The organism is Streptomyces botrytidirepellens, assembly GCF_003721215.1.
In the GTDB taxonomy this organism is placed as follows: domain Bacteria; phylum Actinomycetota; class Actinomycetes; order Streptomycetales; family Streptomycetaceae; genus Streptomyces; species Streptomyces himastatinicus.
This window is the reverse complement of sequence record NZ_RIBZ01000285.1, coordinates 1-12695: the sequence shown is the minus strand read 5'-3', so window position 1 is coordinate 12695 and position 12695 is coordinate 1. Positions and strand designations below refer to the sequence as shown.

At 69.8% G+C, this 12695-nt stretch carries 6 protein-coding genes and 5 pseudogenes; 5 read left to right on the top strand and 6 right to left on the bottom strand.

The features are described from left to right. Positions 1-38: 38 nt before the first annotated feature. Positions 39-431: an SH3 domain-containing protein gene (locus tag EEJ42_RS50330; protein WP_148082020.1), complete on the bottom strand. Its 393-nt coding sequence runs from the start codon at positions 429-431 to the stop codon at positions 39-41. A gap of 367 nt (positions 432-798) precedes the next feature. Here EEJ42_RS50330 and EEJ42_RS23715 point away from each other — a divergent pair, with 367 nt between their 5' ends. Then, a complete protein-coding gene (locus tag EEJ42_RS23715; RefSeq protein ID WP_246097299.1) occupies positions 799-4671 on the top strand; it encodes an nSTAND1 domain-containing NTPase in 3873 nt (1290 codons plus the stop codon). 524 nt (positions 4672-5195) lie between these two features. Here EEJ42_RS23715 and EEJ42_RS23710 read toward each other — a convergent pair. The 3 genes and pseudogenes from EEJ42_RS23710 to EEJ42_RS23700 all read right to left on the bottom strand — a co-directional run bounded on the left by EEJ42_RS23710 (position 5196) and on the right by EEJ42_RS23700 (position 8201). Continuing rightward, positions 5196-6047, bottom strand: coding sequence for an aldo/keto reductase (locus tag EEJ42_RS23710; RefSeq protein WP_123102648.1), 852 nt, complete (start codon positions 6045-6047; stop codon positions 5196-5198). A 41-nt stretch (positions 6048-6088) separates the two neighbouring features. Next, positions 6089-7117 (bottom strand): zinc-binding dehydrogenase, encoded by a 1029-nt coding sequence (locus EEJ42_RS23705; RefSeq protein WP_184503230.1) that lies wholly within the window; start codon positions 7115-7117, stop codon positions 6089-6091. Positions 7118-7182: 65 nt separating this feature from the next. After that, positions 7183-8201: pseudogene (locus tag EEJ42_RS23700) on the bottom strand (aldo/keto reductase). A gap of 252 nt (positions 8202-8453) precedes the next feature. Here EEJ42_RS23700 and EEJ42_RS54725 point away from each other — a divergent pair. Continuing rightward, positions 8454-8942: pseudogene (locus EEJ42_RS54725) on the top strand (helix-turn-helix domain-containing protein); the annotation flags it as partial. Further along, positions 8825-9305, top strand: a pseudogene (locus EEJ42_RS54720) (MmyB family transcriptional regulator). The pseudogenes EEJ42_RS54725 and EEJ42_RS54720, both read left to right, overlap by 118 nt. A 202-nt stretch (positions 9306-9507) precedes the next feature. On the opposite strand, the gene EEJ42_RS23690 reads toward EEJ42_RS54720, so the two are convergent. After that, a complete protein-coding gene (locus EEJ42_RS23690; RefSeq protein WP_184503229.1) occupies positions 9508-9666 on the bottom strand; it encodes a hypothetical protein in 159 nt (52 codons plus the stop codon). A gap of 418 nt (positions 9667-10084) precedes the next feature. Between EEJ42_RS23690 and EEJ42_RS23685 the strand changes: the two genes are divergently transcribed. Together EEJ42_RS23685 and EEJ42_RS23680 are read left to right on the top strand one after the other, a co-directional pair. Continuing rightward, positions 10085-11437: an MFS transporter gene (locus EEJ42_RS23685; protein ID WP_123102644.1), complete on the top strand. Its 1353-nt coding sequence runs from the start codon at positions 10085-10087 to the stop codon at positions 11435-11437. A gap of 177 nt (positions 11438-11614) precedes the next feature. Continuing rightward, a pseudogene (locus EEJ42_RS23680) lies at positions 11615-12173 on the top strand (transposase family protein); the annotation flags it as partial. Between the two features lie 92 nt (positions 12174-12265). On the opposite strand, the pseudogene EEJ42_RS23675 reads toward EEJ42_RS23680, so the two are convergent. Continuing rightward, a pseudogene (locus tag EEJ42_RS23675) lies at positions 12266-12532 on the bottom strand (hypothetical protein); the annotation flags it as partial. Between the last annotated feature and the right edge of the window lie 163 nt (positions 12533-12695).

Here is a 12695-nt window from a genome sequence, read left to right as displayed (position 1 = left end):
GGGGTGCGTCCCCGGCCGCCCGGCCACTCATCGCACTGTCAGCACGGGTAGTTGCTGCCGCCGCGTGGGAGCAGGGTGTCCTTCACCCAGCCGTCCAGTGAGGTGCCATTCTTGCGGAGATGGGTCCAGGTGCCTTCGTTCTGCGTCGTGGTGTAGCAGTGGTAGAAGACTTCGTCGCCGGAGTTGAGCGACCCCACAACGCCACAGGTTGTGCCGGCTGCCGCATGCGGGCCCGAACGAACGTTTACGGCATTGCGAGTGATGGTCTTCGGGTCGCTGCCATCGGGGTCTTGGTTCGACCACGCGTGACTGCAACTCAGGATGCCCTCCGCGTCGGACGTCTGCGCCGTAGCCGCCGTCGGAGCCAGCAGCAGCGCGGTACCGGCCCCCAATGTGGCAGCCAACACGGCCATGCTCTTCGTTATCGACATCTGCGTCTTCTCCTTTGACTCTCGGACCAGTTGCTGTTCCGGCGCGCGGGACGGTCGGCCGTCGCCGAATATCGCGACGCCGGTCGTAAGCCGGGAACCCCACCCGATGGGGGCGGGGCATGCCTTTCAGGTCCCGGCCGCGGTGCGGGCGTCAGGCGACGCCGGCTGCATGGGCAGCCATCCGGGACCTTCCCCCCCCAGGAGCGGTCCCCCGCGCCGCTCACGTCACCGAGTTCAGCGGTCGGCGCATTGTTAGGAAACGCTGTTCCGGCGGCCAAACAATGGCCGGACGCGATGTTTCCGGGCGCGGTCGGGGTGCGTAGCGTTGCCGCCGTCCTGGCGCCGGGGCGGCTGCGGAGGTGGGGGTGTGGCAGGGCGTCGTGAGATGCCGGTGGATCCGGCGAGAGGTCCGGTGCAGCGGTTCGCGTTCGAGCTGCGCACGTTGCGGGCGCAGGCCGGCGGCGTGACCTACCGGTCGCTGGCGCAGCGGGCGGGCTACTCGGTGACCACGTTGTCGCAGGCGGCGGCGGGCGAGCAGCTGCCGACACTGCCGGTGGTCCTGGCCTACGTGCGGGCGTGCGGGGGCGACGTGCCGCAGTGGGAGACCCGGTGGAAGGAGGCGGTGCAGGAGGTCGCCGCTGCCGATGCCGACCCGGACGACGACGGCCAGGTTCCGCCCTACCGGGGCCTGGAGCGGTTCGAAACCAGTGACAGAGGCCGGTTCTTCGGCCGCGACCGGCTCACCGTCGCCCTCCTCGATCTGCTGCAACGCCGGCGATTCGCCGTGGTCTTCGGCCCGTCCGGCAGCGGCAAGTCCTCCCTGCTGCGCGCCGGCCTGATCCCCGCCCTGCAGCACTCCCAAGAGCCAGGTCTCCGCTCCGCCACGATCCGGATCCTGACCCCCGGCAACCGCCCGGCTCGCACGCACGGCCACCTCCTCGCACCGAGTGAGACCAGCCCCGGCACGGACACCTTCGTAATCGTCGATCAGTTCGAGGAAACCTTCACCTTCTGCCAGGACCCGACCGAACGCGCACGGTTCATCGACCTCCTGCTGGCCGCACGGCGCCCCGCAAGCGGCTTGCGGGTGCTACTCGCGGTACGGGCCGACTTCTACGGCCACTGCGCCGAACATCCAGCCCTGGCCGATGCGCTTCGAGACGCCAACCTGCTGGTCGGCCCGATGAGCCCGGCGGAGTTGCGCGAGGCCGTCGTCAAGCCGGCTGCGGCCTGCGGGCTGACCGTGGAGCGCACGCTGACCGCCCGGCTGGTTGAGGAGGTCACCCGCGCACCGGGTGGCCTGCCACTGCTGTCGCATGTGCTGCTGGAGACCTGGCGCCGCCGCCGCGGCAAGACGATGACCACAGCCAGCTATGAGGCGGCCGGCGGCCTGGAGGGCGCGATCGCCAAGACCGCCGAGGAGGTCTATGACCGGTTCACCCAAGGCCAGTCGGCCGCAGCCCGTCGGCTCCTGCTGCGGCTGGTCGCTCCCGGCGACGGCACCCCCGACACCCGTCGGCCCACCGAGCGAGCGGAGCTGCGGGCCACCGGCGGGCAGAGAACCGAGGCCGGCCAGGTGTTGGAGGCACTCGCCCGGGCGCGCCTTCTCACCCTGGACGAGACCAGGGTCGAGCTCGCCCACGAGGTACTGCTGACCGCATGGCCCAGGCTTCACCGGTGGATCGAGGAGGACCGCGAACGCCTGCGCGCGCACCGGCGGCTGACTGAAGCGGCGCACGCCTGGGAGGAACTGGGCCGCGATCCGGGCGCCGTGTACCGGGGAAGCCGGCTCGCCGCTGCCGAAAGCCACTTCAGCGGTGCAGAGCGCCTCGAAGACCTCACCGCCCTGGAGCACGCCTTCCTCACGGCCAGCCTCACCACACGCGACCAGGAAGAACATGCCGCAACCCGCACCACCCGACGCTTGCGCCGACTGAGGGCGGTCCTGTCCGCCGTGGTGGCGCTCGCCCTCGTCGCGGGAATGATCGCCTGGCAGCGGAGCGAGTCCGAGGAGCAGGAGCGACTGCGGACCGAGGCTCGCAGGATCGCGGCGCTGGCCGACAGCCTCCGCGCCACGGACCCGGCTACCGCGATGAGGCTGAGCACCGCTTCCTGGTCCCTGGCCGACCTTCCCGAAACCCGTTCCGCGCTGGTTGGAGCTCTTTCACAGCGAGAGCAGGACGCCTTCACCGATCCCAGCATGGATCCCGCCGCTGTGCGTTACCTCAGCGGAGAAGGCCGCACGCTGGTCAGCGTCGGCGCCAAGCACGTGGTGATGTGGGACGTGCGCACCCACCGGCGGACGGCCGTCCGCCGCGGACTGAGCGGTGATGTCGACAACGCGGGGACGATGAGCCCGAACGCCCGGGCACTCACCGTGCTGCGGGACGACCGGACGCGGCTGTGGGACCTGCCCGGAGGACATGCGGCAAGCCGGCCGCTCCCTGCTTCAGCCGGAGCCGAGTTCGCACCGAGCGGGCGCAGACTCGCCCTCTACCGGACTGAAGGCCCGGACGACGTGATCCAGCTGCGAGACCGGGCAGGCCGCATTCTGATGGAGCGCCGGTTGAAGGCCGCGGCGTACCGAACCGACCGGGCATCCACCACGATCCCGATCGCAGAGTGGAACAAGCAGCGGATGCTGCGGCAGCGCCCCTTCGCCCCGTACCCGTTCCCCGACGCCGTGATGAGCGCGGACGACCGGCTCATGGCGCTGTGCGTGCCCGGGAGAGCTGTGGAGATATGGAACGTTCCCGAACAGCGCAGGCTGCCCGCACCGTGGGCCCCCGACGCGACCGCCGACAACTGCCTGGAGGAAGATTTCCAGTTCACCCCCAACGGCCGACGGCTTGCTCTCCTTACTACCTCGGGGCTCCGGATGTGGGACCTCGCGTCTGGACGGCAACTGCCAACGATCAAGCACACCGGCCTGAGAGAGATCGAATTCAGTGCGGACGGACGATTCCTCGCCGCCTCGACCGCTGACGAGATCCTTCTCTGGCGCATCGGCACGCCCGGCACACCGGTCCTACGCCATGCGCTAACCGGCGAGTCGGCCGGCGAACTGCGGTTGGACCTGGATGAACGCAGGCTCCGCTACCTTGCGGGCAGATCGGGCACCGTGGTGCGTTCGCTCGCACTGGACACCGTTCTCGACCAGCGGTGGAAGAGCGAAGCCGCCGTGGCGGCCGCCTTCAGTCCCGACGGCACCACTCTCGCCACCGCCCACCGGGACGCAGACCGAACTCGGATCCGCGTGCGCCTGACTGACACACGAAGCGGCCGACGCATCGCGGATCTGCCCACCGCCGCCTGCCCCGAACACAGCCACGGCCTCCGCCCCCCGGTGCCGTGCACAGTTCTCCTGGCCTTCAGCCCGGACAACCACACCCTCGCCTACACTCCCACCGACCACTACCTCGTCGATGGGGCCAAGGCCATAACCCGCGTGTCGCTGTGGGACATCCCGGCACACCACTCGAAGCCGTCCTTCAGCCTTGCCCGACCCCAGGATCGGCCTGACGAAATCCTGGGCCAGGTCAACGCCATCACCTTCACCACCGATGCCAGGTCACTGCTGGTCTCCCGCATACCGGACGGCGAAACGGTCAGGGTCTGGGACGTACGGAGCGGCACCATGACCAAGGAGACGGCCGGCATCGGCGGTGAGGTCCTGGCTCCGCATCCCGATGGACACCTACTCGCCACCTCGCACGGCCAGATCCTTGACCTGCGCTCAGGCCAGGTGACCCGGCGTGCCCTCAACCAGGACGACACCACCGCCCTGGCCTACAGCCCCGACGGGAAGTACCTGGCCGCGGGCGACTCCTCCGGGCGGGTCACCCTATGGAACAGCCACGCCGGTCAGCTGCTGGGCGTGTTGTCACCCCCCGCCGCAGCCGGGCTCGAAGACAATTCCGAGAAGATCTCGTCGGTGGCCTTCTCCCACGACGGTCGCACCCTCGCCGCGGCCGACAACAGTGGCGCTCTGCGGCTGTGGGACACCTCCTCCAGCCAACCGATCGGCTCCGCTCTTCCCACCACGGGTGGAGCATTCCTTGCCCTGGCCTTCAGCACCGATGACAAGGTCCTTCATGCGGCGGGTGAACACTTGCCACTGCAGACATTCGCCATCACCCCAGACAAGATCGCCGCTGCCGTGTGCCGACGTGCCGGGGCATTGACACCAGTCGACTGGAAGATCTACATCCGTGACCTGCCCTACCGCCGGACCTGCTGAGACGAAGTCCTCCGACGCCGCCCGTACTTCAGCGGAACCGGATTTCGCGGACCGCATCGAAGACCTCACCACCACCATCACCACGCCCGCATCCTCGCCCTTCTCGGACCGGGTCCTGTTGCCCGCACGGCCCAGCGGTGGGTCCCGCGGATAGACATCATCACCAGGTGGGCGAGTGCACGTTCGCCGTGTCGCGGCTTGCCGACGAGCCTTCGGCCGCGTCAGCATCGGGAAGTTCGCTGTCCGCAACCGTCGCGAGCGAGTTGCCGTTCGGCCGAGGTGCTGATCAACGAGCAACCCAAGCATGCAGCCGAGAACAGGAGAGTGACGATGCCCGACACCTGGGGGGCGAACCACTGGCCGACGCGAACGTCGTACGCAACGGCCCACCGCCTCCTGGCCACCGTTCATGCCCGGCACATGGCTCGCACCTTCGGTCCCGGATCGGTCACAGCGGCCGGTGCAGCGCCCGGGGCGAGCGGCCGGCGATGGCGGCTGCTCGCCCCGGGTGTGGCGGGTTCGGGTCAGGCGTCCAGGCGACGCTTGGCAAGCCAGGCGACGATCTCGGGGTCGTGGTGGTCGAAGAACAGCGAGCTGCCGGTGTCGAGGGTGGCGATCTGGGCCATCTGCTCGTCGGTGAGCTGGAAGTCGAAGATGTCGAAGTTCTCCGCCATGCGCTCGGCGCGCACGGACTTGGGGATGGCGACGACGCCGCGCTGGGTGAGCCAGCGCAGCACGACTTGTGCGACCGACTTGCCGTACCCCTTGCCGATCTCGGCCAGCAGCGGGTTGGTGAACAGGTCGTTCTTGCCTTCGGCGAAGCCGCCCCAGGACTGGATCTGCACCCCGTGTTCGCGCATGAGGTCCTGGTAGCCGGTGCGCTGGAAGAAGGGGTGGGTCTCGATCTGGTTGACGGCCGGGGTGATCTCGTTGTTGACGATCAGGTCGAGTAGGCGGTCGGGGTAGAAGTTGGCGACGCCGATCGCCTTGGCTGCGCCCTCGCGGTTGAGTGCCTCCATGGCGCGCCACTGGCCGTAGACGTCGCCGAAGGGCTGGTGCATCAGGTAGAGGTCGAGGTAGTCCAGGCCCAGCTTGGTCAGGGACGTCTCGAACGCGCGCTTGGTGTTGTCCTCGGCGGGAGCGTCCTGGACCCACAGCTTGGTGGTGACGAACAGGTCCTGGCGGCTGATGCCGCTGGACTTGATGGCGCGACCGACGGCTTCTTCGTTGCCGTAGGCGGCGGCGGTGTCCAGCAGGCGGTAGCCGGCGGCCAGTGCCTCGGAGACGGCGCGCTCGGTGTCCTCGGCGGGGATCTGGTAGACGCCGAAGCCGAGGAGCGGCATCTCGACGCCGTTGTTGAGGGTGATGGTCTGCATGAGCGGGAATGTCCTTCGCGCTGTGCGGGTGAGAGGGGAGGTCAGGGGCGGATGAGAGCCTTGAGGACCTGGCGGTCGGCCATCGCCCGGTAGGCATCCGGCGCCTGGTCGAGGGCGAAGGTCTGGTCGAAGACGCGGCCGGGGGCGATGGTGCCCCCGAGGACGTCGGGCAACAACTGTTCGATGTAGGCGCGGGCGGGGCTGGCGCCGCCCGTCAGGGTGATGTTGCGCATGAACTCGGCCGGCCCGATCGGCCCCTGCTCGTACTGCGGGACGCCCAGGCGGCTCATGGTGCCTCCGTCCCGGCCCGCGCCGAGGGCGGTGTCCAGGGCCTGGCGGGTGCCGACGGCCTCGATCACCTTGTCCACGCCGCCGGTCAGCTCACGGATACGGGCGATGCCCTCCTCGCCGCGGTCGGCGACCACGTCCGTGGCGCCGAACTCGCGGCCGAGAGCGGTGCGGGCTGCGTGACGGCCGGCGAGCACGATCCGCTCGGCGCCGAGCCGCTTGGCGGCGATCACCGCACACAGGCCGACCGCGCCGTCCCCGACCACGAGCACCGCATCGCCGCGGCCGACGCCGGCGGTGACGGCGCCATGGTGGCCGGTGGTCATCACGTCCGACAGGGCCAGCAGCGACGGCAGTAGCGCGGAGTCGGCGGCCACCGGCAGCTTGACCAGGGTGCCGTCCGCATACGGGACGCGGACGGCCTCGCCCTGCCCGCCGTCTACGCCGTCGAAGCCGTACCGGCCGCCGTTGCGACACGAGATGTGCAGGCCCTTGGCGCAGTAGTCGCAGGTGTTGTCGCTGTAGGTGAACGGGGCCACGACCAGGTCCCCGCTCTTCAGGCCGGTCACGTCGGCGCCGGTCTCCTCGATGATGCCGAGGAACTCGTGCCCCATGGGCCGGCCGGTCTCCGTGGCGGGCATCGACGCGTAGGGCCACAGGTCGCTGCCGCACACGCATGCGGCCAGCGTGCGCACCACCGCGTCGGTCGGCTGGACGATCTTCGGGTCGAGCCGGCCCTCGACGCGGACGTCGCCGGCTCCGTACATCACTGCTGCACGCATGAACGGTGTTACTCCAAACGAGGGGCGGGGTGGCGCCACGAGAAGCGCGGCGGGCCCGGGTGGGATCAGCGTTCGAGCATCTGCGCCTGGGCCTCGGTGTGGGTGTCGCCGGCGGCGGGCGGCAGGCTGCTGAGCTGGTCGAGCTGCTCGGCGGTCAGCGTGACGCGGTCGGCGGTGGTGTTCTCCTCGACCCGGCTGACGCGCTTGGTGCCGGGGATCGGGGCGATGTCGTCGCCCTGGGCGAGCAGCCAGGCCAGCGCGACCTGTGCGGGCGTGGCACCGACCTTGGCGGCCAGGGACTTGACCTCGTCGGCGAGCGCGAGGTTGCGCTGGAAGTTCTCGCCCGTGAAGCGCGGGTTGTCGCGGCGGAAGTCGCCTTCGTCGAACTGGTCGGTGGAGCGGACCGTACCGGTCAGGAAGCCGCGTCCGAGCGGGGAGAACGGCACGAGGCCGATGTTCAGCTCCCGCAGGACGGGCAGGACGCGCTCCTCGATTCCGCGGGTCCACAGGGAGTATTCCGACTGCACCGCGGTGACTGGCTGGACGGCGTGCGNTATTCCGACTGCACCGCGGTGACTGGCTGGACGGCGTGCGCGCGGCGGATCGTGTCCGGGCCGGCCTCGGAGAGGCCGAATGCGCGCACCTTGCCCTCGGCGATCAGCTCGGCCACCGCGCCGGCGGTCTCCTCGATCGGCGTGTTCGGATCCACCCGGTGCTGGTAGTACAGGTCGATGTGGTCGGTGCCCAGCCGCTTCAGGGAGCCCTCGACCGCCGTGCGGATGTTGGCCGGGCCGGAGTCCAGGTTCCAGGCGCCGTCGCCGCCGTGGGAGACCAGGCCGAACTTCGTGGCCAGCACCACCTTCTCCCGGCGCCCCTTCAGCGCCCGGCCCAGCAGCTCTTCGTTGGTGTAGGGCCCGTAGATCTCGGCGGTGTCGATGAGCGTGACGCCCAGCTCCAGCGCCCGGTGCACGGTCCTGATCGACTCCGCCTCATCGGTGCCGGAACCGGTGTAGCCGTGGGACATGCCCATCGCGCCGAGCCCGATCCGGGAAACTTCCAGGTCACGCAGGTTGATGTAGCGCATTTCGCTCTCTCCGCATCGTGGCGTCGCCGGCACCCTCGCTCTCGCCCGGCCCGGCAGGTCGTGCCTGCGGATAGCTGCGACGGGGCCGGGGTACCGGCGTCTTGCTCATTCACCTTCGCCTGGATTACGCCGGTGTGGCAGGGCGGGCTCTTCAGGGGTAACGACAGGGCCCCCTCTCACCCGCACGGCAGGTACTGAGCGAGTGAGACTGGAGGCCTCGCATCCGGGAGCGCGCACAGCGAGGGCGGCGAGCTGGGCCGCTACCTGCGCGCCCGCCGCACCCAGACCAGCCCCGACCACGTCGGCCTCACCGTCGGCGCCGGCATCCGCCGCACCCCCGGGCTGCGTCGCGGGGAGCTCGCCACCCTCGCCGGCATCAGCATCGACTACTACGTGCGCCTGGAACGCGGCAAGGAGACCCGCCCCAGCCCCCCCGTCCTCGACGCGCTCGCCCGCGCCCTGCACAGGGACGACCAGGAGCACCAGCACCTGCGCGAGCTCGCCGCCCGGGCCGCCCGCTACACCCCGGAGCCACCGCCCGCTCCCAGCCGCACGGTGCGCCCCCACCTCAGCTGCTGCTGGAATCGCTCCTCCCGAACCCGGCGTACGCCATCAGCCGCAGCATGGACATGCTCGCCTGGAACCCCGCCGGCCTCGCCCTCTGCGCGAGGGCACCGCAACCTGGCCCGCTATCTCTTCCTGCACCCCGCCGCCCGCGACCTTTTTCAAGACTGGGACCGGCAGATCACCGCCTGCGTCGCCCGCCTGCGCGCCATTGCAGGCACCGCCCCCTCGACGCCCCCGACCTGACCAACCTCGTCGGCGAACTCCTCCTCAAAAGCCCCGACTTCGCCGGTCTCTGGGAGCGCTACGAGGGACCGGACGCAAGCCCGCGCACAAGACGTTCCACACCCCCAGGTCGGCATGCTCACCCTCACATCCCAGTCACTGCACGTGGACAGCACCCCCGGTCAGCGCATCGGCGTCTACACCGCCGAGCCAGGGCCCCCGGACCACGACGCCCGGCTCCTACTCGACATGACCGCACTGCCGCTGACGGAACGTCCCGCACCCGCCCCGAAAGCCGGCGATCAGCAGCCGTGAGCCACCACGGCACGGGACCGACGTGCGCCGACCGCATCGAAGACCTCACCACCACGATCACCACGCCCGCATCCTCGCGCCTCTCGGACCGGGCCCCGCTGACCGCACGGCCCCGCAGCGAGTCCCGCCGCCGTGTCGCGGGCTCGCCGAGACCCTCTGACCGCCTCGCATTCCGAAGTCCGCCGTCCGCATCCGCGAGCGACTAGACGACGCCTTCGGCTGACAGAAGAACACGGGTCCGTTCGAGGTCGACGGCGATTATCCGCACCGATATGTCCTGGTCCCCGCGGACAATCTTCGCGAGATCCGCGCCCGGCTCGGTGAGCGGAACGAGCCCTTCGACGCAGTCGGCGATGCGCACGAAAAATCCGATCGACGAAGATTCCCCACCGGTCGGCGCGGTCGAGACCCTTGCCGGGCTCGGCGCGCAGGGACGCGGTCCAGGTAAGAGGTCGCGCGAATAGATGCTCCGCGGAGTGAGGGCATGAGGCATCAGGCGGATGCCTGACCTGGGTGCCCCCTCCCTGGTAGCGTTCGCGGCATGTCTGCTGCCTCGTGCGCGGCCGCTTGCGCCGCAGTGACCAGGACGTCCCGCTAGCGGCGGGACGTTCGACTCACACCCTTCCTGGACGTCCAGCCGCTTCGTGATCAGACCGGAGCGGCACGTTCGTGCTGCTCAGAGCTTCCTCTGAGCAACGGAGCACCTGATGTTCCCAGGCATCCTTTCTTCACGCGGGCACAGCCCGTCCCCTGCACGCGCATGGCTGATGCTGTGCGCGATGTCCATGCTGCAGTTCTTCATCGCGGTCGACGTGACCGTGGTCAACATCGCCCTGCCCTCGATCGGCGCCGACTTCGACATCGACGGGCACACTCTGACCTGGGTCGTGGTCGGGTACACGGTCACCGGTGGCGGAATGCTGATGCTCGGTGGCCGGCTGGGTGACCTGCTCGGGCGGCGGCGCGTGCTGCTGCTCGGCACCGGCCTGTTCGGCGCCGCGTCCCTGTTGGCAGGCCTGACTCCCACGTTTTCCCTGCTGGTGGTCGCGCGTCTGCTGCAAGGCGCCGGTGAGGCCATCGCGCTGCCTGCCGCGATGGCCACCATCGTCCTGATGTTCCCCGAAGGCCCGCGTCGGTCGCGGGCCCTGAGCGTGTGGGCCTCGGTGGCCAGCTGCGGTCTCGTGCTCGGATTCGTCCTGTCCGGACTCATCACGGCCCACCTGGGGTGGCGGTGGATCTTCCTGGTCTCGGTTCCGTTCATCCTGATCGTGCTGCTGGCAGCCGCCTTCCTGGTCGAGGGTGACCGGCCCGTGGCCAAGGACGCCCCGCCGCTGGACCTTCCCGGCGCGCTCCTGCTGACCGCCTGCCCGCTACTGTTCACCTTCGGCGTGGTCGAGGCCGGTGAACCCGGAACACCCGCATGGGTGGCCCCGGGGGCGCTGGCCGGAGCGGCGGCCGCCGGGGCCGGGTTCGTGCGGGTCGAGGCACGCTCGCGTAACCCGCTGCTGCCGCTGCACTTCTTTGCCAACCGAACGCGTGTGGCGGCCAACCTGACCACGATGCTGCTGAGCGGGGGGTTGTCGACCTCGTTCTTGCTGTTCACCTTCTATCTGCAGGACCGGTTGGGCACCGGCCCGCTGGGCGCGGGCCTGACAATGCTGCCCCTGGCGGTCTCGTTGATCGTGTTCTCCATGCTCGTGCCTCGTCTGCTGGGCCGCTGGGGAGCACGCACGTGTGTGCTCGCCGGTATCGGGTTCACCGCGGCCGCGATGGCCGCGATGGCGCTCGTCTCGGCCCTGCAGGCAGGCGGGGCGGCGATGATCCCGGCCATGCTCCTGATCGCGGCCGGGATGGGGTTCGGCATCGTGGGGCTGCAGTACGTCGCGGTCAGCGGCGTCACCGAGGACGACGCCGGGATCGCCTCGGGCGTCCAGCGCGCGGCTGACCAGCTGGGCGGTGCGACCGGGGTGGCAGTCTGCGTCGGGATCGGGTTCGCCCCGACCCTGCACTCCCTCGATCCATTCCTGGCCGCCACCCTGCTGGCCGCCGTGGGGCTCGTGACCGGTGCGGTTGTGGCCTGGCACATGCCCGCGCCGGTTCCCACAGCGGACTTGCAGGGACACGCCGGGTGACCCTCGCCCCGCCGGGGTACGCCACCCCCGCTGCCAGGGCGGCACACCCCGGCGGGACGTGCTGGTCAACGCCCTCCACGGCCGAGCGAAGGTCACGTGCCCGTCCTGCCCTGCTCCATCACTGACCCGTTGTGGAACCAGTTCCAAGCCCTCCTGCCCAAGCGGGAGGCAGCCGCTCATCCGTTGGGCTGCCACCCCGCCCCCGCATCCCCGACAGGGGCGTGTTGGACAAGCTCCTGGCCCGTCTCGTACTCGGAGACACCCACCAGCAGCACGCCGACCACACCTGTTCGGCAACCACGATGAGGCCCGGCGGGATGAGTGGATCGCCGTCGGTGTCTTCGAGCGGCTGCACCAGCTGGCCCTGGAGGCCTACGACGAGGCCATCGGCCTCGACCTCGAGAATCTCGTGGTGGGCAGTCGATCACGGTGCACTCGGACGCCGGCTACGACTCACAGCCCAACCGGGGGCTGTTGGAAGAGCTGGCCCGCGCCGGGCGGATCACCCCGAAGGGGCATTTCGTGCCGATCAACCACACCCACCGGTGGGTGATCGAGCGGACCAACCCCCTGGCACAACCGGGGGTTCAAGGCGTTAGCGATCGTGACTGACCGGCGCGCGGTGGTGCAGGACGCGTGGGTAGCGTCGGCCAGCGCGGTCATCGTGATCCGCAGGCTGCTACGCAGGGCCTGGACGGCCTACCGGTGGGATGCCCGCCCGGGCCGACGGCCCTGACCTACCCGTGCGACCTCTAAGCACGGACAGGCCGATAGACGCGACGGCGGCGGTGAAGGGGTGCTCGGAGCGCAGGCCGATGTCGTGCAGAGCTAGGCGGTTTCGTTTGGATCATCGGGCGGACCGCAGGAGGTGCCGGCGATGTGGAGTCCGGCGAGGTGGATGGCCGCGGTTTTGTCGTAGCGGGTGGCGAGGCCGCGCCACTGCTCCAAGCAGTTGATGCACCGCTCGACGGTGTTGGGTTGCTTGTACGCCTCCCGGTCGAAGGCCGGCGGTCTGCCGCCGGCCGGTCCGCGCCGCATCCGGTTGGCCTGTTGGTCGGCCCGTTCCGGAATCACTGCGCGGACGCCGCGCTTGCGTGGGTGATCGCCCGGACTGTCACCCGGAACGACCGTGACCTCCCGCCTGCCGACTCACACGAAACTGCCTAGGACTTGTCTGTCCGATCATGTGACTGCCTCGTGTCTGAGTCGTTGATATGGGCATGGGGCGGGGTGATCTAACGGATGCGGAGTGGGAACG

Excerpts from the sequence above, each read along its gene's own strand:
- EEJ42_RS50330 (WP_148082020.1), bottom strand. The coding sequence starts at position 431 with ATGTCGATAACGAAGAGCATGGCCGTGTTGGCTGCCACATTGGGGGCC.
- EEJ42_RS23710 (WP_123102648.1), bottom strand. The coding sequence starts at position 6,047 with ATGCAGACCATCACCCTCAACAACGGCGTCGAGATGCCGCTCCTCGGC.
- EEJ42_RS23705 (WP_184503230.1), bottom strand. The coding sequence starts at position 7,117 with ATGCGTGCAGCAGTGATGTACGGAGCCGGCGACGTCCGCGTCGAGGGC.
- EEJ42_RS23685 (WP_123102644.1), top strand. The coding sequence starts at position 10,085 with ATGTCCATGCTGCAGTTCTTCATCGCGGTCGACGTGACCGTGGTCAAC.